This window comes from Paramicrobacterium humi (genome assembly GCF_900105715.1).
GTDB lineage: Bacteria > Actinomycetota > Actinomycetes > Actinomycetales > Microbacteriaceae > Paramicrobacterium > Paramicrobacterium humi.
The window spans coordinates 2,829,133-2,850,067 of record NZ_FNRY01000001.1; the positions used below are offsets into that span (position 1 = coordinate 2,829,133).

Sequence of the window (20,935 nt, forward strand, 5' to 3'; positions counted from 1 at the left end):
AACGGGCGGCCTCGCGGCTCCGTTCGTCCACAGCGCAATGCCGAGGCGCGGTCGTCCACAACCCGGCGACGACCACTCGAGATGCACGACCCCGAAACGACACTTGAGGCATGCGACGAACCGCGAGAACGACCGCCGACGCCCAGGTCGGTCCGCCAGGGGAGGCACCGGAGCGAGAGCTCTGCGGGTACCGGCTGCTCCGTCGCGTGCACCGCGGAGACCGCACGAACGCGTATCTTGCCGCCGGCTCAGATGACGCTCTCGTCGTCGTGCGCATCTTCCGAGATGGCGCGCACGCGGCAGCCGAGCTCCGCCTCGACGAGGAGGTGGAGTGTCCGCATGTCGCCTCCGTGCTCGACGTCGGCGCCACGGCGCGCGACGAGGTCGTCCTCGTCGCCGAACGGCTCGGCGATCGGCTCTCGCAGATCCTCGAACGGGGCGGCCGGCTGGCGGCAGGCTCTCTCGTCTCGCTCCTCGCCCCTCTCGTCTCCGCGCTCGCGGCTCTGCACGCCGCCGGATACGCCCACGGCTCGGTGAACAGTGCCCACATCCGATTCGCCGCAGACGGCCGTCCCGTGCTGACAGGCGCCGATGGCGGTGTTCCGGGCACGAGCGCGACGCGAGCGGCGGATGTTCGCGCGTTCAGCGCCGTCGCTTCACAGGTCCTCGAGCGCACCGACCCGGAAACGAGGGTCCGCGGGGCGCGAGAGCTCATCGAGTGGCTCGCGGATGCGTGCGAGCGGACGGAGCCGTTCACCCCGGCCTTCTACACAGACCTTGAATGCCGCATCTTCGCCTTGGCCGAGCCGCTTCCGTTCGCCCTCGCTGAGGCGGTGCCCGAGCAGACTCCGGAGGCTGCTCTGCGCGGCGGGAACGAGCTGCGGCGCCGGGAGGACCGCGCGGGAGTTCTCGAATCCGTTCTGGAAGGGGAGTTCGGCTTCTCCGTCGACGTGGTGCGTCAGGTTGCCGCGGCGCTTCTCACATGCGTGGCCCGCCTCGCACCACGGTGGCGCGTGCTCGGCGTGGGAGCGATCGTGTTCGCGATCGGGCTCACCGCGGCGCTCGTGCTGATTCCCGGCGGCGCTCAAGCGCAGCCCGAACCGAAAGGCGGCGAGGCTGTGCCATCGCACCCTACGACGGTCGCGGCGCCCCAGCTGGCCGCGCGCGACGCCCTCGAGGCACTGTTGGAAGCGCGACGGGACTGCCGATCACGTGAGGACGCCGATTGCGTCGCCGCGCTCTACGAGGCGGGAGCATCAGCCGCGGACGCGGAGAAGGCCGCGCTCACGGCGGGACGATCCGACCCGTATCCCGTGCTCTCGCTGCCGGCGACTGTGCGCGAGCTCGGCGAGCCCGACTCTCACGGCGAAGCCGTGATCATCACCGTCACGGCCACGGGCTCGGGAGACAACGCGGCCTCGGTGCTCCTGATGGAGACCGAGGCCGGTTGGCGGATTCGTGATGTGTTCGTCGGCTAGATTCCGAGGGAGTCCTCGAAATCGCCCTGCTCCAGCCGATCCTTGACGGCGACGAGGAAGCGAGAAGCATCGGTGTTGTCGATGATCCGCTGGTCGTACGACAGCGACAGGTAGACCACCGAGCGAACGGCGATCGCATCTGCGCCGTCCGCATCGATGACGACAGCGCGCTTCGTGACAGCGCCCGTGCTGAGGGCCGCGGACTGCGGCAGGAACACGACGGGGGTGTCGAGCAGAGCGCCGCGGGAGCCGCTGTTCGCGAGCGTGAACGTCCCCCCGGACAGCTCGTCCGGCGTGAGCTTGTTCGATCGGGTGCGCTCGGCGAGGTCTCCGAGCGCCTTCGAGAGCCCCGCGATGTCGAACGAACCGGCGTCCTTGACGACGGGGCTCAGCAGACCGCGCTCGGTGTCCACCGCGATGCTGAGGTTCTCCTGCTCGGGGTAGACGATCTGGTCGCCGTCCACGATCGCGTTGATCACCGGGAACGCCTGAAGCGCCTCGGTCGCGGCCTTTGCGAAGAAGGGGACGTAGTCGAGCTCGGTGCCGGTCTTCTCCTGGAAGGCCGAGCCGCGGCGGGCGATGAGAGCCGCAACCTTCGTCACGTCGGCTTCGATCACAGTCGTGACCTGCGCCGTCGTCTGCATCGAGGTGACGGCCTGCTCGGCCGCGACCTTACGCAGGCGAGACATGGTCTCGCTCGTGCCGCGGAGCTTCGAGACTTCGAGCGGAGCCCGCTCGGCCGACTTCCCGGCGCGAGGCTGCGTCGCGGCGAGCACGTCCTCCTTGCGGATGCGGCCTCCGACACCGGTTCCGGTCACGGTCGAGAGGTCGACTCCGTGCTGGTTCGCGAGGCGGCGAACCAGCGGCGTCACGTACCCGGCGTTCCCGGAGACGTCAACGGACGCCTCCGAACGCTCGGGCTCGCCCTGCGGCTGCGCGGGAGCCTCCGGCGCTGACGCCTTCTCCTCGGCCGGCGCCTGCTCGGCCTCCTGCGGCTGTTCTTCCGCCGCGGGAGACTCCTCCGCCGGAGCCTGCTCGGACTCGGTCTGCTGCTCCGGCTCCGGTTCTGCCTGCTGATCCGGAGCTTCCGCTTCCGCCGCGCTCGCCTCTTCGGCCGGGGCCTGCTCGCTTGAGCCGGCTCCGGAACCATCGCCGATACGCGCGAGTTCCGCGCCGACCTCAATGGTCTCGTCTTCCTGGACCAAGATCTCTTCGAGCACACCCGCTACCGGCGACGGGATCTCGGTGTCCACCTTGTCGGTCGACACCTCGAGTAGGGGCTCGTCGACCTCGACACGGTCACCGATGTTCTTCAGCCAGCGGGTGACGGTTCCCTCGGTGACACTCTCGCCAAGTGCCGGAAGGTTGACCGATTCGCTCATGAACTTGTCTCCTTTGAAAGCATTCTTCGTCTTAGCGTATCTGCGCGATCAAAGAGCGTGCAGCGGCTTGCCCGCGAGCGCGAGGAAAGCTTCGCCGAGGGCTTCGTTCTGAGTGGGGTGGGCGTGGATGAGCGGAGCGACGTCCTCGGGGTACGCTTCCCAGTTCACGGCGAGCTGGCCTTCGGCGATCAGTTCGCCGACGCGCGCGCCGATCATGTGGACGCCGACGACGGGGCCGTCGTTGACGCGGACGACCTTGATGAGGCCGGCCGTGTCGATGATCTCGCTCTTGCCGTTGCCGGCGAGGTTGTACTCGTACGCCGTGATCTTGTCGTCGCCGTGCGCTTCCTTGGCCTTCGCCTCGCTGAGGCCGACCGAGGCGACCTCCGGGTCGCAGTAGGTCACCTTGGGGATGTTCGTGTCGGGAATGATGACCGGGTTCTTTCCGGCGATCTCCTCGGCGACGAAGATTCCCTGCTGGAATCCGCGGTGCGCGAGCTGCAGCCCGGGCACGATGTCGCCGACCGCGTAGACGCCCTTGACGTTCGTCTCGAGACGGTCGTTCGTGAGCACGAAGCCGCGGTCCATCTCCACGCCGACCTCGTCGTAGCCGAGGCCCTCGGTGACGGGTCCGCGGCCGACGGCGACGAGCAGCAGCTCGGCGTCGACGGTGTCGCCATTCTCGAGAGTGACGTGCACGCCGTCATCGTTCTGCTCGACGCTCTGGAAACGCACGCCGATCTTGTAGTCGATGCCGCGCTTGCGGAACTGGCGCTCGAGGAACTTGCTGATCGTCTCGTCCTCATTGGGAACGAGGTGGGGGAGCGCCTCGATGATCGTCACCTCGGCGCCGAAGGAGCGCCAGACGCTCGCGAACTCGACGCCGATGACGCCGCCGCCGAGCACGGCGACCTTCTTCGGCACGAAGTCGAGCTGCAGCGCCTGCTCGCTCGTGATCACGCGGCCGCCGATCTCGAGGCCGGGGAGCGAGCGGCTGTAGGAGCCGGTGGCGAGGATGACCTTCTTGCCGGTGATGGTCTGGTCGCCGACCTGCACCGTGGTGGGGGAGGTGAGCTTCCCCTCGCCCTCAATTGTCGTGATCTTGCGCGCCTTGATGAGGCCCTGGAGTCCCTTGTACTTCTTCGCGACGATGCCCTCGCGGTACTTGGTGACACCCTCGATGTCGACGCCGTCAAACGACGTCTTGATGCCGAACTTGCCCGAGTCCCGCGAGTAGTCGGCGACCTCGGCGGCGTGCAGCAGAGCCTTCGTCGGGATGCAGCCGCGGTGGAGGCACGTGCCGCCGACCTTGTCCTTCTCGATCAGTGCGACGGAGAAACCGAGCTCGGTCGCTCGCAGAGCTGCTGCATATCCGCCACTTCCGCCGCCGAGGACGACGATGTCAAAATTCTGCTCCGACACTGAGCTTCTCCCTTTGCATGTGGGTTTTGCGGGTGAGCCGCACGCCCGTTTTTGGCGGGCGGCTTTCGGCTGTTTTTCGCGCCTCCTCGACCTTACTACGCACGGCCGTACTGTTCGGCGAGCGACAGCAGCGTCCTTACGGCGACACCGGTGGCCCCCTTGCCTGTGAACCCGTAGCCGGCCTCGCCGTTGTCGCCGGGACCGGCGATGTCGAGGTGCACCCAGGGGATGCTCTCCGCCGAGTCCGGCCTCGTGCCGATGAACTCGTTGAGGAAGTGCCCGGCGATGAGCATGCCGCCCTCGCGGTGCCCGATCTTCGCGTTCGCGATGTCGGCGACGTCGGAGTCGAGGACCGCGCGCAGTTCGGGGGCGAGCGGCATCCGCCAGAACGGCTCGCCCTGCGCGTCGGCGAGCGATACGACGGTGTCCGCGGTCTCGTCGTTCCCCATGACGCCCGTGTAGCGCTTGCCGAGCGCGATCGTCGCGGCGCCCGTCAATGTTGCGACGTCGAGGATCAGATCCGGCTGCTCGGCGCTGGCGGCGACGAGTCCGTCCGCCATCACGAGGCGCCCCTCGGCGTCGGTGTTCAGCACCTCGACGGTGCGCCCGCCGTGCATGGTCAGCACATCACCCGGGCGCGTGGCCGAGCCGGACGGCATGTTCTCGGCGATGCACAGCCACGCCGTGAGGCGGGTCGGGACGCCGAGGCGCGCCGCCCCGACGACGGCGGCGAGCACGGTCGCGGCGCCGAGCATGTCGTACTTCATTCCCACCATCGAGCCGGCGGGCTTGAGGGAGAGCCCGCCCGTGTCAAACGTGATTCCCTTGCCGACGAGCGAGATGTGCCGCGTGGCGCCCTCGGGGGAGTATTCGAGCTTCACGAGCCGCGGCGCGCGGACCGACCCGCGGCCGACGCCGAGGATGCCGCCGAATCCGTCGCGCTCAAGCGCGTTCTCATCCCACACCGTCGTCGTGACGGGAAGACCCTCGACGGCGGCGCGTGCGCGGTTCGCCATCTCTTCGGGGTACAGGAGCGAAGCCGACGTGTTGCCGAGGTCCCTGACCAGATGCACGGCCTCCGCGACGACCTGCGCGCGCTCGGCGACGTCTCCTGCGGGCGCGGACGGAACGGCGACGGTGACGCTGCGCACCGGCTCGGGCACCGAGCTCACGCCCTTCTCCGCCGAGAACGCGTACCCCGCAAGCGCGGCCCCCTCCGCGACGGCGGCAGCGGCGGCGTCGTCCTCGAGCGGGAAGGCGAACACGACGCGCCCGGTTCCGGCGAGCTGACGCACAGCCGAGCCGGCGGCGTAACGCAGCGCCTCGACCGTTGCCGCATCTCCGATTCCGACGATCGCGACGACCGGTGCGGCAGAGCCGTTGCCCGGCACGCGCACGAGACGATCGGGCGCTCCCGAGGCGCCGATGCCTGCGAGAGCGTCGCCCAGCCATTCGAAGCCCGCGGCGGCATGCAGTCGCGGGCCGTCGCTCGTGGACACGGCGCCGACGATGACGACGTCCGCGTCGATGGTGAGCGGGTTCGCTGTGCTGAAGTCAAGGGTCTCTACACTCATGCCCGCCATGCTACCGACGGCGTGTTCGCTACGGGCACAGGCGCTGCGCCATCGCGGCATCCGGCGGCCAATAGCATGGAGACATGCGCAATCGCGACGAGATCTACACCCTCACGGACATCGCCGACACGGTGCCCGAGGGGCTTCCCTTTGTCATCGGCCTCACGGGCTTCGCTGACGCGGGCGGAACGATCGCGCAAGTCACCGAGTATCTGCGCGACAGCGTGCGTCACGAGCCTCTCGCGGTGTACGACAACGACGCGCTGCTCGACTATCGGGCGCGACGGCCGATCATCCAGTTCGACCAGGACCACTTGAGCGACTACGAGCCCGCGCGGCTCGAGGTCTCGCTCGCGTCCGACGAGCTCGGCAAGCAGTTCCTTCTCATGACCGGCTACGAGCCCGACTTCCGCTGGGAGCAGTTCACGGCGACGATCGTCGACATCATCCGCCGCTTCCAGGTCGCTCACACCACCTGGGTTCACGCGATCCCGATGCCCGTCCCGCACACCCGGCCCATGGGCGCGACCGTGAGCGGAAACCGTGCGGAGCTCATCGAGTCCCTCTCGATCTGGCGTCCGCGCACGCAGGTTCCGGCGAACGTTCTGCACCTGCTCGAGTACCGGCTCGAGCAGCTGGATCTTCCCGTCACGGGGTTCGCCCTGCTCGTCCCGCACTACTTGACGGAGACGGAATATCCGGATGCCGCTCTCGTGGCGCTCGAGCTCTACAGCGCGGCCGCAGGTCTCGTGCTGCCGAGCGACGAGCTGCGCGAAGAGGGACGCGAGTTCATCGCCCGCGTCGACGAGCAGGTGGCTGAGAACCACGAGCTCGGCAAACTCGTCTCGGCACTCGAAGCACGCTACGACACCTACATGGAGGGCACGGAACAGCGTGCGCCGTTCGTCATGGAAGAGGGCGACATCCCTTCCGCTGACGACATCGCGGCAGAGCTCGAACGCTACCTCGCCGGACGACACAACGGCGATGACGAGCACGGAAACGGCTCGCACCGCGACTGAGCGATAGAGTTGCGGGAGTGAACTCCCGCCGCTCCTGGATCGTCTTCATCATCGGCGTCGCCGCGTACGTGGTGGCGATCCTGCAGCGCAGCAGCCTCGGCGTGTCCGGCGTCGTCGCCGTCGAGCGGTTCGACATCACCGCCGCCGCACTCTCCTCCCTCGCCGTCGTGCAGCTCATCGTCTACGCCGCTATGCAGATCCCGATCGGCATGCTCATCGACCGGTGGGGGCCGCGGCGGCTGCTGATCATCGGACTCATCCTCATCAGCATCGGCCAGGGCGTGCTCTCGGTCGCTCCCGACCTCACCATCGCGGTTCTCGGCCGCGTCTTCGTCGGCGTGGGCGACGCGGGCATCTTCGTCTCCGTTCTGCGGCTCGTGAACTCCTGGTTCTCCGGCCGGGCCGTCCCTCAGCTGTCGCAGTGGACGGGCAACATCGGCCAGCTCGGACAAGTGCTCTCGGCCGTGCCGTTCGCGTGGGTGCTCAACCACTTCGGCTGGGAGCCCGCCTACGTCGCCGCCGCAGCGCTCGGCGTGCTCATGCTGATCGGCGTGCTCATCTTCGTGTCCGACCGACCCCACGACGTGAACGCGGAGCCGCTCACGGCGACGTGGGGCGAATCGCTCGACGTACTCATCGACGCCCTCAAGCGCCCCGGCACCCGGCTCGGATTCTGGGCGCACTTCATCACCCAGTCGAGCGGGACCGTGTTCTCCCTGCTGTGGGGCTACCCGTTCATGGTCTACGCACTGCACATTCCCGAGTCGACGGCGGCCGCCTACCTGCTCATCGTCGTCGCGGCCGGCGTCGTCGTCGGGCCCGTGCTCGGCGTGCTCACGGCGCGGTACCCGCTGCGGCGCAGCAACCTCGTGCTCGGCATCGTCTGCGTCATGGCCATCGCATGGACGGCGCTGCTCGCCTGGCCCGGCACGCCGCCGACGTGGCTGCTCATCGTGCTGCTCGTCGCCATCGGCATCGGCGGCCCCGGCTCCCTCATCGGCTTCGACTTCGCTCGCACGTTCAACCGCAACCGGGCGCTGGGCTCCGCGAACGGCGTCGTCAACGTCGGCGGCTTCCTCGCGAGCTTCGTCATGATGTTCCTCATCGGCCTGATCCTCGACCTGCTCGGGCACTCCGCCGCCGACCCCGCCGCTGTCTACACGCTGTCCTCGTTCAAGATCGCGTTCCTCGTGCAGTACGTCGTCGTCGGCTTCGGCGTGGTCATGCTGTTCCTCGCGCGGCGCTCCACACGGACGCGGCTCGCCGAGGACGAGGGAATAGAAGTGGCCCCTCTGTGGGTTTCACTTGCCAGGTGGGTGCGCCGCTCGCGCGACTGAACGCGCGGCCGACAGGGGGTGTCAGGAGCTCGCGCAATCCATGACATAATGATGCAGTGGACCCATTGTGTCCTCGGCATGATCGCGAGAGCGGCATCCGGGACTTGACATGGGTCTTAGTACTGTCCGAAAACGATCAGAGTCGGTTACACGAGCCGCGAGAGCGGCCGACATCGACGGCCAGCACGGACTGAAGGGGTGCTCGCATGGCAACCAAGCCTGCACAGAAGACTGACGCCACGGTAGAGGCTGACGAGACCGCCGCCACGACGGCGAAGAAGACGACGAAGACCGCCGCCAAGAAGACAGCGAGCGCGAAGACGACGAAGAAGCCCGCCGTCAAGGCGAAGACGACGGCGGCGAAGAAGAAGGAAGCCGACGAGCTCGACGCCGAGGACACGGCCGTCGACGTCGACGCAGCCGAGACCGACGAGAACGCCGAGTCGGCGAAGAAGTCGGCGGCGAAGGCGGAGCCGCTGCCGAAGGACGCGCTCGTGCTGTCGCAGGCCGACGACGAGGACGAGATCCCCGTCTACTCGGCGACGATCACGGGCGCCACCGCCGACCCCGTCAAGGACTACCTGAAGCAGATCGGCAAGGTTCCGCTGCTGAACGCCGCCGAAGAGGTCGAGCTCGCGATGCGCATCGAGGCCGGCCTGTTCGCCGAGGACAAGCTCAGCGGCATGACCGACGCCGAGAAGCGCGCCCAGCTGGGCCGCGAACTGCAGTGGGTCGCTCGCGACGGCCAGCGCGCGAAGAGCCACCTGCTCGGCGCGAACCTGCGCCTCGTCGTCTCGCTCGCGAAGCGCTACACCGGACGCGGAATGCAGTTCCTTGACCTCATCCAGGAGGGCAACCTCGGACTCATCCGCGCCGTAGAGAAGTTCGACTACACGAAGGGCTTCAAGTTCTCGACCTACGCGACGTGGTGGATCCGTCAGGCCATCACGCGCGCGATGGCCGACCAGGCGCGCACGATCCGCATCCCCGTGCACATGGTCGAGGTCATCAACAAGCTCGCCCGCGTGCAGCGTCAGATGCTGCAGGACCTGGGCCGCGAGCCCACGCCCGAGGAGCTGAGCAAGGAACTCGACATGACGCCCGAGAAGGTCGTGGAGGTGCAGAAGTACGGCCGTGAGCCGATCTCGCTGCACACACCCCTCGGCGAGGACGGCGACAGCGAGTTCGGCGACCTCATCGAAGACACCGAGGCTGTCGTCCCGGCCGACGCGGTCGGCTTCACGATGCTGCAGAAGCAGCTCGAGTCGCTGCTCGACTCGCTGTCGGAGCGCGAGGCCGGCGTGATCCGCATGCGCTTCGGCCTGGGCGACGGCATGCCGAAGACGCTCGACCAGATCGGCGACACGTTCGGCGTCACGCGCGAGCGCATCCGCCAGATCGAGTCGAAGACGATGGCGAAGCTGCGTCACCCCAGCCGCTCGCAGTCGCTGCGCGACTACCTCGAGTAAGCCGCTCGCGACGAGCACCGAACGACGGAAGGCATACGACAGCATGGCCGTAGAGGCGAATGAGGGAAAGTCGCTCGAGACGACGATCGACGGCGTCGCATACCTGCGCATCCCGATAAAGACGAAGCTCGTCGGCCCCGATGACGACATCGTCGACGTCGTGACGACGTTCGCGCGCGATGTCGTCGAGGACGGCGACATCGTGTTCGTCACCGAGAAGATCGTGGCGATCACGCAGGGACGCGCATACCCGGTCTCCGAGATCCACCCGCGGAAGCTCGCGACGTTCCTCTCGAAGTACGTGACGAAGACCTCGTACGGCATCGGCCTCGGCATGCCCGAGACCATGGAGATGGCGCTGCGCGAGTGCGGCACGCCCCGCATAGTGTTCGCGGCCGCCGTGTCTGTCGTCTCGAAGCTGTTCGGGCGCTCCGGCGACTTCTACCGCATCGCGGGGGAGAAGGCTCGCGCTATCGACGGTCCCACTCGGCACACGATTCCGCCCTACAACTCGCAGGTCGTGCTCGGTCCCGAACGCCCCGACGAGGTCGCCGCGCAGCTCAAGGCGGCCCTCGGCGGCAAGGCCGACGTCCTCATCGTGGACATCAACGACCTCGGCGGGAACATTCTCGGTACGACGCTCGGGCACGAGTCGGACGAGCGCATGGTGCGCGTCCTCAAGGACAACCCGCTCGGGCAGCAGCACCAGAGCACGCCGATCGGCATCATCCGCCGCACCAACTAGCTGCAACGAGAAAAGGCTCGGGTCGTCCGTGTGGACGGCCCGAGCCTTTCTCAAGCGGGGGGTCAGAAGCCGATGATCTCCTGGAAGCGGGGCCGCGAGCCGGTGCGGATGCCCGTGACGCTCGGCTTGTTCTCGTACACGCCGACCGCCCAGTTTCCCTCGACGAGGACCGGTCCGTCCTCGCCCATGACGATGTCCCATCCGACGTAGCGCACCTCGGGAACGACGCGTGCGACCTGGTCGATGAACGGGTGAACGGTCTCCATGAGCGGCAGCTGGAAGTCGGGGATCGACACACCGGATTCCGGGTGGGTGGCGTGCACGCTGCCGTGCGAGTCGTAGCCCCGGCCCATCGAGTGCCCGTTGAGGTCGAGCATCGTGTAGAAGCCGCCGAAGGTCTGCTGGTCGCTTGCTTGGCCGCGCCCGAACTTCTGCGCCATCGACAGGATGTGCGTCGTCTCGCCGTCGAAGAACGTCGTCACGCGCGTCGTGTTCGCGGTGCCGGGGCAGACCTCGGCCAGCACGGGGTGCTGCTGGATGTACTCCTCGATCAGGGTCTGGCCCTGCGCGAGAAGCCGGTCGCGGAAGGCTCCCCAGTCGGTGATCTCGCTCGCGATGTGGCGGTGCACGCCGTGCCCGGAGTTGCTGAACGGAACCTTGCCCATGACGGTGCCGGCGCTCTCGATGAACTCGCGCAGCTCGTCGACCGAGGCCGTTCGCACGTCGAGCCACCGGCGCTTGAGGAACGGGTCGAACACCTTGTTGAACTCGATCTTGTCCTGGAACGTTCCCCGGTGCTCCCTGGCGTCGTACTCCATGGCGATGTGGTTGGAGATGGAGTGCGTCATGAACGTCTCGCGCTCGGCGCGGGACAGGATCGCGAAGTCCCAGTCCACGTAGTCCTGGAATGCCGTGTTCCGGAAGACGGCCGACCACAGCATGTCGACCACGACGACCGGAACCGGCTTGTGATGCTGGGCGGAAACTTCCTTCGCCCGTTCGATGACGGAGGCGGCGTCGAAACGGCGGACTCTGTTTCGCAGGTACTCGAGGCGAATCTTGAGGCGGTTGCCGTTCGGCATAGTCTTGGGCTCTCCGATCTAGGTCGTGGCGTAAGCACCCAATTATACGGAGGACCTTCCTTGGCATGGTCTGTCAGCGACGGTGCGCCGGCCGGCCCGATTAGACTTGATTCGACGTGCAGGCAGCCCAGCAGAGGAGTTCGGTCCGGTGACGACAGACAGCTCCGCCGCCGGCATCCGTCTTCTCCATCTCTCCGCCGCGCAGAACGAACGGCTGCGACGGGCGTGCGCGGGAGACGCTGAGGCCGCGGCCTCGTTCGACACCGAGCTCGTGCGCGAGCCGGTTCGGCTTCTCGTCGAGGTGATCTCGACAAAGTCCGTGCCCGCAGGCTCCGGCGTGTCGTACGGGCACACCTACGTGACGACGACGGAGACCGTGCTCGCCCGCGTCGCGATCGGGTACGGGCATGGTCTTCCGCGGAAGGCCGGGAATCGCGCGTCCGTGACGTGGCGGGCGACCGGGCAGATGCCGGTGCGGCTGCCGATCGTCGGCCGCGTCGCAATGGACGAGTTCGTCGTCGACGTCGGCTCGACGCCGGTCGCCGCCGGTGACCGGGTCGTCGTCTTCGGCGACGCCGCGAACGGCGAGATCCCGCTCGAGCAGTGGGCGGCCAGCATCGGTGAACCGCCGGTAGCCGTCGCCGCATGCTTCGACGCGCGCACTCGGCGGGTGATCAGCGCATGAGCGAGTCCGCCGTGCTTCACGCCCGAGTCTCCCGCTCGGCGCTCGTCGACAACGCCCGTCTCGTCGCCGACCGAGTCAGCCCCGCCGCCCTCGCGGTCGTCGTGAAGGATGACGCCTACGCGCACGGACTCGAGGAAGTGGTGGGCACCCTCCGTGCCGCCGGCGTCGATCGCTTCGGCGCGCTCGATCTCGCGACGGCCCTGCGTGTGCGGCGCCTTGCCCCGGCGGAGATGATCTTCACGTGGGTGTTCGGCGAGAACGATGATCTGCGGGCGGCGATCGACGCCGAGCTCGACCTGGGCGTCTCGTACCCGGCGATCCTCGAGCGGGTGGCTGAGGCGGCCTCGGCGCTCGGCCGGCCCGCGCGCGTGCACCTCAAGATCGATACAGGACTGCACCGTGCCGGCGTTCCGCCGCGCGAGTGGCCCGCCTTCGTCGAGCGTGCCGCGATTCTCGCCGGCCAGGGTCTCATCGACGTGGTCGGCGTGTGGACGCACATTTCGGAGGCGTCATGGGATGCCGACTCGGCATCCATCCATCGCTTCCATGCGGCGATCGCCGCGCTCGAGGCGGCCGGGCTCACCCCCTCCGTCCGCCACCTCGCGGCAAGCGCGGCGTCCTTCGAGCGGGCGGATGCGCGATTCGACATGGTGCGCGTGGGCGCGTTCGTCTACGGGATAGCCCCTGGTGACGGGATCGGTCCGGCGCAGCTCGGCCTGCGCCCGGCGCTCCGGCTCACGACGACCGTCTCATCCGTCGATAACCGGAACGGTGCGCGCGTCGCGATGATCCCCGTCGGCGGCGTTCACGGTCTCTACACGGACGCGGCGGGCGCCGTCGACGTGACCATCTCGGGCCGGCGCCACCGCGTACGCGCGGTCGGCAGCACGCGGTCCGAGATCGACGTCACGGGCACAGGGATCGTCGCGGGGGATGAGGTCGTGCTCTTCGGCGACGGCAGCTCGGGCGAAGCTGTGCTTCAGGAGTGGGCGGACGCGATGGGCACGATCGGCGAAGAACTCGTCATCCGACTGGCCGCGCGTGCTGAGCACGCCTACGTCGATTGAGGTCTTAACGCAGAAACGGGAGGTGCCGCGGCATCCTCCCGTCCCCTGATCGGCGCTACGCGCGCGACTCCTCGAGCAGCCGAGCCGACTCGTCGTGCCAGCTCTGAGCGACGGCCTGAAGCTTCTCTTCGTACTTCTTGCCGTGGTGCGCGCAGAACAGCAGTTCGCCGTTGTTCACGACGGCGCGGATGTAGGCTTGCGCTCCGCAGCTGTCACAACGATCTGCTGCGGTCAGCTGGGGCTGAACGGCGTCGACGGTCTCGGTACCAATGTGCGACATGAGCTCCTCCTGACCTCACGGAACGCCGATTACGTTCCTCTTGTCACCATGTAACCACGCCGCACATGAATACCTTCCGTGTGCGGCGGCGATTTCGCTGTGCGCGTATGGCCAAGCAGCGCCGGTAGCGGGTGTCGATGAACGGATGCCGCTTCGCGCCGAACTACTCTGGATTTGTGAGTTCTGACTATTCCGCACGCCATCTCTCGGTGCTCGAGGGGCTCGAGGCCGTCCGCAAGCGTCCCGGCATGTACATCGGGTCGAACGGATCCCGCGGCCTCATGCACTGTCTGTGGGAGATCATCGACAACTCCGTCGACGAGGCTCTCGCCGGCTTCGGGGACCACATCGAGATCGTGCTGCACGCCGACGACAGCGTCGAGGTCCGCGACCACGCTCGCGGCGTGCCGGTCGACGTCGAGCCGAAGACGGGCCTGTCCGGTGTCGAAGTCGTGTTCACGAAGCTGCACGCGGGCGGCAAGTTCGGCACGGGCTCGTACGCGTCGTCCGGCGGCCTGCACGGCGTCGGCGCGTCCGTCGTCAACGCGCTCTCTGAGCGGCTCGACGTCGAGGTCGACCGCGATGGGAAAACGTGGGCGATGTCCTTTCACCGCGGCGAGCCGGGAATCTTCGACGACAAGGGCAAGGAGCCCAGCCCGGACGCGCCGTTCACGCCGTTCGAGAATCGCAGTGAGCTGCGCGTTGTCGGCAAGGTGAAGAAGGGCGTCACGGGAACGCGCGTGCGCTACTGGGCTGATCGGCAGATCTTCGAGAAGGGCGCGACGTTCAACGTCGACGACCTCCAGGGCCGGGCCCGTCAGACCGCCTTTCTCGTTCCCGGGCTGACGATCCGAATCGACGACGAGCGCGCCGCGGGCGTCGGGGACGCCGAGGTCACGCACACCGAGTTCCGCTTCGACGGCGGCATCTCGGAGTTCGCCGAGTACCTTGCCGCCGACACTCCCGTCACCGACGTGTGGCGGGTCACAGGCTCGGGCAACTTCACCGAGACCGTGCCGATGCTGCAGGCGAACGGCGCGATGGTCGCCACAGAGGTCGAGCGCACGTGTGAAGTGGATATCGCGCTGCGCTGGGGCACAGGCTATGACACGACAGTGCGCAGCTTCGTGAACATCATCGCGACGCCGAAGGGCGGCACTCACCAGACCGGCTTCGAGCAGGGGCTGCTGAGGGTGCTGCGCAGCGAGGTCGAGAAGAATTCGCGCCGTCTCAAGGCGGGAAACGACAAGGTCGAGAAGGACGATGTCCTCGCCGGCCTCACCGCAGTGCTCACCGTGCGACTGCCCGAGCCGCAGTTCGAGGGCCAGACGAAGGAAGTGCTCGGCACGCCGGCGGCCCGCAACATCGTCGGCAAGGTCCTCGGCGACGCGCTCAAGGAGCGCTTCTCCTCGCCGAAGCGCGACGACAAGGCGCAGACCTCCCTCGTGCTCGACAAGGTCGTCGCCGAGATGAAGTCGCGCATCTCCGCCCGCGCCCACAAGGAGACGCAGCGGCGGAAGAACGCGCTCGAGAACTCGACGCTCCCGGCCAAGCTCGTCGACTGCCGCTCGAACGACGTCGCCCACAGCGAGCTGTTCATCGTCGAGGGCGACTCGGCGCTCGGCACGGCGAAGCTCGCCCGTGACAGCACCTATCAGGCTCTGCTGCCGATTCGGGGGAAGATCCTCAACGTGCAGAAGGCGTCCGTGAGCGACATGCTCTCGAATGCGGAGTGCGCATCGATCATCCAGGTCATCGGCGCGGGCTCCGGCCGCTCGTTCGACCTCGAGCAGGCGCGATACGGCAAGGTCATCCTCATGAGCGACGCCGATGTCGACGGCGCGCACATCCGCACGCTGCTGCTCACGCTCTTCTTCCGCTACATGCGGCCGATGATCGAGGCGGGCCGCGTCTACGCCGCGGTGCCTCCGCTGCACCGCGTCGTGTCGATCAATCCCGGCTCCAAGCCGAACGACGTGCTCTACACCTATTCCGAGCAGGAGCTGCAGGGCGTCCTGACCGGCCTCGAGCGCAGCAAACGGCGCTACCAGGAGCCGATCCAGCGCTACAAGGGACTGGGGGAGATGGATGCTGACCAGCTCGCCGAGACCACGATGGATCGCCGCCACCGCACGCTACGCCGAGTGCGCGTCGAGGACGCGGAAATGGCAGGGAAGGTGTTCGAGCTGCTGATGGGCAACGACGTGGCCCCGCGCAAGGAGTTCCTCATCGACAACTCTGACCGGCTGAGCCAAGAGCGCATCGACGCGTAACGGAACCGCTGGTACCGCTCCTGCGCCACCGATGAGCTCGGCGTACCAGCCTTTGCCTGAGCTCGGTTAGACGCTCTTCTCGACGCAGCGAGTTGTCGGGTCGTCCTTCCAATACCCGTGGCCCGAAATCGGTTGCTAGGAGGCGCTCGCGTAGAGCGCCATCGCTTCCGGCTGCTGAGGGCATGCCCGAAGTCTGAGCGCGGATCCGCCCGGGCGCTCTCGCGTCTCTAGATGTGGCTTCCGATCGCCGCGACCGCGCCGTCGAGCGGTTCGCCGGACGCGTCACGCTTCGCACCCGCGGCGGGGAGGACGCGCGGGGTCCCGTCGGCGTCCACGGCGAACGCGGGGGCGGGGCCGACCCAGGCCACAGACACTCCGTCCTCGCCCTTCAGCAGACGCTGGGCCCGAACGCCGCCGGTCGCCCGGCCCTTGACCGGGAAGTCCGCGAGATACGAGACCTTGGCCGATCCTGGGTCGGTTCCGGCGAGCATCTGCTCGTTCGTCGCGACTGTCGCCACGACGTGTCGTGACTCCGCCCCGGCGGCCGCGACGCCGAAGAACACGACGCGCGAACCCGCGCCGAGCTTGATGCCGGCCATGCCTCCCGCCGTCCGGCCTTGAGGGCGAACCGAACCGGCGGAGAAACGCAGAAGCTGAGTGTCGGAGGCGACGAAGACGAGCTCGTCGGCGTCGTCAGCGACGGCCGCGCCGACGACCGTGTCGCCGTCCTTGAGGCTGATGACCTCGAAGTCCGGCTTGTTCGGCCACGCACCCATCTGCAGTCGCTTCACCGTACCCTGCGCGGTGCCGAGCGCGAGGCTGCGCTCCTCGGCGAGCGGGACGATGGCGAGAACGCGCTCGGAGCGATCGGCGAGGCCGAGGTAGTCGCTCATCTTCACGCCGGCGCGGAGTTGAACACTCGACGCGGGCACCGACGGCAGGTCGACGGGAGTGAACCGGATCAGCCGGCCGCGACTCGTGAGCGCGCCGAGCTCGCTTCGCGTTGTCGTGTCGAGAACGGCTTTGATCGCGTCGTGCTTGCTGCGCCGGGTGGGATGGTTTATTGACTGATCGTCGATGAGATCCACGCGGACCGCTCGACCCGTCGCGCTCACGTAGACCCGGCAGGGCGAGTCCTGAATCTCCAGCACAGGCGCGCTCTTCTTGCCCTTGCCCGATTGCGCGATGCTCGGCTTCGCCTGCGTGAGCAGGGTGCGGCGGGGCGTGCCGAAGCGATCCGCGGCTTCCTCCAACTCGAGCGAGACCTGCGCGCGCAGCTTCGCTTCCGACGACAGCAGGTCTTCGAGCTCGGCGATCTGCTTCTTCAGTTCGTCGCGCTCGGACTCCAGCTCGATGCGCGAGAACTTCGTCAGCCGGCGCAGCCGCAGCTCGAGAATGTACTCGGCCTGCACCTGGGACAGGTCGAACACGTCCATGAGGCGGGTGCGAGCCTGCTCCGAATCGTCGCTGGATCGGATGACGTCGATGACCTCGTCGATGTCGAGGATCGCGATGAGCAGTCCCTCGACGAGGTGCAGGCGCTCTTGCCGACGAGCGAGCCGGAACCGGGACCGGCGGGTGACGACGCTGATCCTGTGGTCGACATAGACCTGCAGCAGCTCCTTCAGGCCCAAGGTGCGCGGCCCGCCGTCGACGAGGGCGACGTTGTTGATGCTGAAGGAGTCCTCGAGCGGCGTGAACCGGTAGAGCGTCTCGAGCACGGCCTCGGGGCTGAACCCCGTCTTGAGCCCGATGACGAGCCGCAGCCCGTTCGCGCGGTCGGTGAGGTCGGTGACGTCGGAGATGCCGCTGAGCTTCTTCGACTGCACGCCGTCCTTGATCTTCTCGATCACCTTCTCCGGTCCGACGCCGTAGGGCAGCTCGGTGACCACGAGTCCGGTCTTGCGGGCGGTGATGTTCTCGATTGACACGCGAGCGCGCGTCTTGAACGCACCGCGGCCCGTCGCGTATGCGTCCTTGATGCCCTCGAGGCCGACGATCGTGCCGCCGGAGGGCAGGTCCGGACCTGGCACGAAGGCCATCAGGTCGTCGAGGGTCGCGTCGGGGTTGTCGATCAGGTGCCGTGCTGCACCGACGACCTCGATGAGGTTGTGCGGCGCCATGTTCGTCGCCATGCCGACGGCGATCCCGGAGGCACCGTTGACGAGCAGGTTGGGGAAGGCGGCGGGCAGCACGGCCGGCTGCTGGAACTGGTTGTCGTAGTTCGGCACGAAGTCGACGACGTCCTCGTCGAGGTCTTCTGCGAGGGCGAGGGCCGCCGCGTGCAGCCGCGCCTCGGTGTAGCGCGGTGCCGCGGGGCCGTCGTCGAGTGAGCCGAAGTTGCCGTGCCCGTCGACGAGCGGCAGTCGCATCGTCCAGCTCTGCGCGAGCCGCACGAGGGCGTCGTAGATGGCGCTGTCGCCGTGCGGGTGCAGCTTTCCCATCACCTCGCCGACGACGCGCGCCGACTTCACGTGCCCCTTGTCGGGGCGCAGGCCCATTTGCGCCATCTGGTAGATGATGCGGCGCTGAACCGGCTTGAGCCCGTCGCGAGCGTCGGGCAGCGCCCGCGAGTAGATGACGGAATACGCGTATTCGAGGAAGGATCCCTGCATCTCTGTCGAAACGTCGACGTCTTCGATGCGCTCGGCGATCTGTTCGGGCGGCGTGGTGTCTTTCGAGCGGGCCATTCGGTGTTTACGGGTGTCTCTCTGCGCAGGGGAAGGCGCGGCCGGTTATGGGAGACTGGCCACGATGACCTCCATGCTACCGACCGAGTCGGCGTCGGCCCGCAGCCTTGCCGGGCTTGTCCCGGAATTCCTCGGTGTGCTGCGCGGCGCACACGGCAGGCTCGGCCTCACGCCCGTCCGATCCGTCGTCCTCGTGGTCGTCGACGGTCTCGGCTCGGCGAACCTGGGGGAGCGCTCGGGTCATGCCCGCTTCCTCTCGGCACGCACGGGTCGGTCCCTGCTCTCTCCGGTTCCGTCCACGACGGCCGCCTCCCTCCCCACGATCCTCACGGGCGCGCAACCGGGAACCCACGGCCTGGTCGGCTATTCGGTTCTCGATCCCGATCACGACCGCGTCGTCAACCAGCTCAAGGGCTGGGACGAGGGGATGACGCCCGCGACCTGGCAGCGCAGCGCCACGATATTCGAGAACGTGACGGATGCCGCCGGACGGGCCGTCGCAGTCGGACCCGACGCCTATGCCGGCTCGGGGTTCACGCGCGCCGTCCTCCGCGGCGCGGAGTACCAGAGCGCGGCGAGCATCGCCGACCGCGTCGAGGTTGCGTTGCGGATCGCGGGCGAGAAGCGGCCGGCGTTCGTGTACGTCTACATTCCGGAGCTCGACAAGCTCGCGCACAGCCACGGCTGGCGCAGCGATCGCTGGCTTGCCGCTCTCGAAGAGGTCGACGCTCAGCTGGGCGTCCTGCATGAGCGGCTGCCGCACGACGTCGGCGGCCTCCTGACGGCGGACCACGGCGTCATAGACGTGCCGCCCGAGCGGCACGTGCTCTTCCACGCCGGTTCACCGCTCATGGACGGCGTTCGCCACGTGGCCGGCGAGCCGCGCTTCCTGCAGCTGCACACGCGCGATGCCGCAGCCACCGCATCCGTCGCCGCCGCGTGGCGGGATGCGGAAGGTGATCGCGCGTGGGTGGCGACGCGCGAGGAGGCGATCGGCGCCGGCTGGTTCGGTGACGTCTCCGAGCGCGTCGCACCGCGCATCGGCGACGTCCTCGTCGCCGCTCGGGCGCCCGTCGCCTACTACCAGGATGCGCCAGCGACGCTCACGGCTCGTCGCATGATCGGGCAGCACGGCTCCCTCACCGACGAGGAGCGTCGGGTGCCGTTCGTGCGCCTCGGAGCGTGGGGCTGATCAGTCGTCGTTGTCGGAGCGGGCGCCGAACACGATCTCATCCCACGAGGGCATGGACGCACGCTGACGCTTGTTCCGCCCCGCCGTTCGGCGCTGAGGTCGAGAGCTGCTTTCGTCACCGTCGCGGCCGAGGGACCCGAAGTCGAGGGGCGTGTCCGTCGACTCTGCCTCGGGGGACTCGATCGGCTCCGGGTCCGCGAGCGGCGGCTCCGGGGCCGCCTCACGCTGTCCCCGGCGCTTGCGCAGCGCCTCGAGCAGATCGGCTGTCTGGTTCGAGCTCTCGCTGCTCTCCGCCCTCTCGCCGCGGTTGATAGCGGCGCTCGAGGCCGCAGACGGGTGCCGAGGCGCGAGCACGGCGGGCTCGAGAAGCGCGATGGTCTTCGGATCGGCTTCGTCGGGGTCGCGGAAGCGGAAGGCGCCGCTGTCGAAGCGGGACTCGTCGTGGACGGCCGGCTCCCGCGGGGGAGCGGCATCCGCCTCGACCGCCCGCAGTCGGGGGATCATGCCGTGCGGCAGGTCGCCCTGCTTCGACAGCGTCACAGCCTCACGGTTCAGCGGTGCGAGCGTCCGCTTCTTCGGGTCGAAGCTCCAGCGGGCGTCGTGGTCGATCGTCTCCGCCGTGAACGACAGCTTCACGACCCAGCCGCCGCCCGGCTCCTTCCAGCTCGTCCACCGTTCACCGGTGGCTCGCAGTCCCTCGAGCCGGGCGGCGATGGCGACGCCGAACGTCGGCTCTTCGCCGTCGGGCACGTCGATCGTCGCGAGAACCGGCACGCTCAAGGCTGAGCCGACGATGTGCTCGCGCTCGGCCAGCACGGGGCCCTCGAACCGCTGCACGTACTCGATGCTCGCGCCCGTGACGGCGGCGACCTCCTCCGCGGACATGCCCGAGCGGATGTGCGCCTGGATCTCCCGCGGACTGAGCCGCTTCTCGTCGTTGCGCGATTCGCGCGGCGGACGGAGGTACGACAGCAGCACGTCGTTGATGGCGATGCGGAAGCGCTCACCGTGTTCGGTAGCCGCGACGAGGGCACCGTCCTCGACCCCGATGACCTTCAGATCTTGCATGAGCAAATGCCTTTCCGGCTCTTGGCTTCGTGTAGCTATCGTCACATGCGATTCCCGGTTTTCCGGGGAATATCGCGGGCGCGCCGCAAGTTCTCCTGAGCGCAGTCACACCAGCGAGCGGAAGCGGTTTGCTCTTTGGCCGTCGATGATGCAAACTGTGCCCGCCGAT

The 20,935-nt window shown here is 68.0% G+C and carries 16 protein-coding genes; 9 read left to right on the plus strand and 7 right to left on the minus strand.

What is annotated here, in order from left to right; translation table 11 throughout:
* The first annotated feature begins 110 nt into the window (after window positions 1-110).
* Window positions 111-1,478 carry a serine/threonine-protein kinase gene (locus tag BLV49_RS14040; RefSeq protein ID WP_091185805.1) on the plus strand — a complete coding sequence of 456 codons (1,368 nt, stop codon included), beginning with the start codon at window positions 111-113 and terminating at the stop codon, window positions 1,476-1,478.
* Here BLV49_RS14040 and BLV49_RS14045 read toward each other — a convergent pair.
* The 3 genes from BLV49_RS14045 to BLV49_RS14055 all read right to left on the minus strand — a co-directional run bounded on the left by BLV49_RS14045 (window position 1,475) and on the right by BLV49_RS14055 (window position 5,856).
* Window positions 1,475-2,860 carry a 2-oxo acid dehydrogenase subunit E2 gene (locus BLV49_RS14045; protein ID WP_091185811.1) on the minus strand — a complete coding sequence of 462 codons (1,386 nt, stop codon included), beginning with the start codon at window positions 2,858-2,860 and terminating at the stop codon, window positions 1,475-1,477. The genes BLV49_RS14040 and BLV49_RS14045 overlap by 4 nt on opposite strands.
* 48 nt (window positions 2,861-2,908) lie before the next feature.
* Window positions 2,909-4,282, minus strand: coding sequence for a dihydrolipoyl dehydrogenase (lpdA, locus tag BLV49_RS14050; protein WP_091185814.1), 1,374 nt, complete (start codon window positions 4,280-4,282; stop codon window positions 2,909-2,911).
* 95 nt (window positions 4,283-4,377) lie between these two features.
* The gene (locus BLV49_RS14055; protein WP_091187380.1) at window positions 4,378-5,856 is read right to left on the minus strand and encodes a leucyl aminopeptidase; all 1,479 of its coding nucleotides are present in this window, start codon (window positions 5,854-5,856) and stop codon (window positions 4,378-4,380) included.
* 83 nt (window positions 5,857-5,939) lie between these two features.
* Between BLV49_RS14055 and BLV49_RS14060 the strand changes: the two genes are divergently transcribed.
* The 4 genes from BLV49_RS14060 to BLV49_RS14075 all read left to right on the plus strand — a co-directional run bounded on the left by BLV49_RS14060 (window position 5,940) and on the right by BLV49_RS14075 (window position 10,429).
* Window positions 5,940-6,878 (plus strand): proteasome assembly chaperone family protein, encoded by a 939-nt coding sequence (locus BLV49_RS14060; RefSeq protein ID WP_091185818.1) that lies wholly within the window; start codon window positions 5,940-5,942, stop codon window positions 6,876-6,878.
* Between the two features lie 17 nt (window positions 6,879-6,895).
* Window positions 6,896-8,215, plus strand: coding sequence for an MFS transporter (locus BLV49_RS14065; RefSeq protein WP_091185824.1), 1,320 nt, complete (start codon window positions 6,896-6,898; stop codon window positions 8,213-8,215).
* A 206-nt stretch (window positions 8,216-8,421) separates the two neighbouring features.
* Window positions 8,422-9,684 (plus strand): RNA polymerase sigma factor, encoded by a 1,263-nt coding sequence (locus BLV49_RS14070; RefSeq protein WP_091185826.1) that lies wholly within the window; start codon window positions 8,422-8,424, stop codon window positions 9,682-9,684.
* 43 nt (window positions 9,685-9,727) lie between these two features.
* Complete coding sequence (locus BLV49_RS14075; protein WP_091185831.1) at window positions 9,728-10,429, plus strand: coenzyme F420-0:L-glutamate ligase; 702 nt, start codon at window positions 9,728-9,730, stop codon at window positions 10,427-10,429.
* Window positions 10,430-10,491: 62 nt separating this feature from the next.
* Here the strand turns inward: BLV49_RS14075 and BLV49_RS14080 are convergent, their stop codons facing one another.
* Window positions 10,492-11,511, minus strand: a complete 1,020-nt coding sequence (locus BLV49_RS14080) for a sugar-transfer associated ATP-grasp domain-containing protein (RefSeq protein WP_091185835.1) — start codon at window positions 11,509-11,511, stop codon at window positions 10,492-10,494.
* A gap of 148 nt (window positions 11,512-11,659) precedes the next feature.
* On the opposite strand from BLV49_RS14080, the gene BLV49_RS14085 reads away from it, so the two are divergent.
* Complete coding sequence (locus BLV49_RS14085) at window positions 11,660-12,196, plus strand: alanine racemase C-terminal domain-containing protein (RefSeq protein ID WP_218132635.1); 537 nt, start codon at window positions 11,660-11,662, stop codon at window positions 12,194-12,196.
* Window positions 12,193-13,263: an alanine racemase gene (locus BLV49_RS14090; RefSeq protein WP_176980853.1), complete on the plus strand. Its 1,071-nt coding sequence runs from the start codon at window positions 12,193-12,195 to the stop codon at window positions 13,261-13,263. The genes BLV49_RS14085 and BLV49_RS14090 overlap by 4 nt, the downstream gene beginning before the upstream one ends.
* 55 nt (window positions 13,264-13,318) lie before the next feature.
* Here the strand turns inward: BLV49_RS14090 and BLV49_RS14095 are convergent, their stop codons facing one another.
* Window positions 13,319-13,543, minus strand: a complete 225-nt coding sequence (locus BLV49_RS14095) for a DUF7455 domain-containing protein (protein ID WP_091185846.1) — start codon at window positions 13,541-13,543, stop codon at window positions 13,319-13,321.
* Window positions 13,544-13,680: 137 nt separating this feature from the next.
* On the opposite strand from BLV49_RS14095, the gene BLV49_RS14100 reads away from it, so the two are divergent.
* A complete protein-coding gene (locus BLV49_RS14100; protein ID WP_091187382.1) occupies window positions 13,681-15,816 on the plus strand; it encodes a DNA gyrase/topoisomerase IV subunit B in 2,136 nt (711 codons plus the stop codon).
* Between the two features lie 227 nt (window positions 15,817-16,043).
* Here the strand turns inward: BLV49_RS14100 and BLV49_RS14105 are convergent, their stop codons facing one another.
* Window positions 16,044-18,506, minus strand: a complete 2,463-nt coding sequence (locus BLV49_RS14105) for a DNA gyrase/topoisomerase IV subunit A (RefSeq protein WP_091185848.1) — start codon at window positions 18,504-18,506, stop codon at window positions 16,044-16,046.
* Between the two features lie 64 nt (window positions 18,507-18,570).
* On the opposite strand from BLV49_RS14105, the gene BLV49_RS14110 reads away from it, so the two are divergent.
* Window positions 18,571-19,698, plus strand: a complete 1,128-nt coding sequence (locus BLV49_RS14110) for an alkaline phosphatase family protein (protein WP_091185851.1) — start codon at window positions 18,571-18,573, stop codon at window positions 19,696-19,698.
* On the opposite strand, the gene sepH is transcribed toward BLV49_RS14110, so the two are convergent.
* Window positions 19,699-20,766, minus strand: a complete 1,068-nt coding sequence (gene sepH / locus BLV49_RS14115; RefSeq protein WP_091185854.1) for a septation protein SepH — start codon at window positions 20,764-20,766, stop codon at window positions 19,699-19,701.
* Between the last annotated feature and the right edge of the window lie 169 nt (window positions 20,767-20,935).